Source organism: Streptomyces sp. NPDC008079 (assembly GCF_042957385.1).
Lineage (GTDB): Bacteria > Actinomycetota > Actinomycetes > Streptomycetales > Streptomycetaceae > Actinacidiphila.
Window position 1 is genome coordinate 1 of the sequence record NZ_JBIBIC010000052.1, and the last position, 1,051, is coordinate 1,051.

Genomic DNA, 1,051 nt, shown 5'->3' on the forward strand with positions numbered 1-1,051 from the left:
TATTGACCTGGAGGGTTGTTGACGCGGGTGATGGGTGGCTGGCCGCCGAGTGCGGTGTGGGTGCGGTGGTGGTTGTAGGTGTGGAGGAAGTCTGCCAGGGCTGCGGTCCGCTGGTCGTTGGTGGTGTAGGGCTGTTGGTAGGCCCATTCGTCGAGCAGGGTGCGGTTGAAGCGTTCGACCTTGCCGTTGGTCTGCGGGCGGTAGGCGCGGGTGAGTTTGCCGGTCGCGCCGAGGTCGGCCAGGGCCTGCTTCCACAGGGCGCTTTTGCGGTAGGACCAGGCGTTGTCGGTCAGGACGCGTTCGATGCGGGTGATGCCGGTGGTGGCGAAGAAGGCTGCTGCGCGGCGGAGGAAGTCTGCGCAGGTGGCGGCTTTCTCGTCGGGGTGGACTTCGCTGTAGGCCAGGCGTGTGTGGTCGTCGACGGCGGAGTGGATGTAGTCGAAGCCGGCACCCGGTTTCCCGGCCCGGGTGGCCTGGCGGCCGCGGGTGCGCCAGCCGCCGCCGTCGGGGATCCGGCCGAGTTTCTTGACGTCGATGTGGATCAGTTCGCCGGGGCGGTCGCGTTCGTAGCGGCGGATGATGTCGCCGGTGGGCCGGTCGATGTATGCCAGGCGGTTCAGGCCGTGGCGGACCAGGACCCGGTGCACGGTCGAGGCGGGCATGCCCAGGACCGGGCCGATCCGGGCCGGCCCGAGCTTGCGGGTCTGGCGCAGCTCGCACACGCGGGCCTCGACCGCGGCCGGGGTGCGGTGCGGTGTCCTGTGCGGCCGGCTGGAGCGGTCGTGCAGACCGGCTTCGCCCTCGGCCCGCCACCGCCTGACCCACTTATGGGCCGTGGTCCGCGAGATCCCCATCTCGGCGGCGACATGCGCCACCGGGCGGCCCGAGCGGACACGCTCGACAAGGATCCGTCTGCCGTGAACGGTCAGCCGGGCATTACGGTGGGACACGAAGACCTCCGTGCGGTGCAGTCCTAGACAGCTCCACCACACCGGAGGTCTTCGCCATGATCAAGCACCGGCACATGTCAACAACGCTCGTGATCAATACA

The 1,051-nt window shown here is 69.0% G+C and carries 1 protein-coding gene; it reads right to left on the bottom strand.

What is annotated here, in order from left to right; all coding sequences use genetic code 11:
* Positions 1 to 950, bottom strand: a 950-nt coding sequence (locus tag ACFZAM_RS37195; protein WP_391053019.1) for an IS481 family transposase, incomplete at its 3' end; no start/stop codon positions are given.
* Positions 951 to 1,051 lie beyond the last annotated feature (101 nt).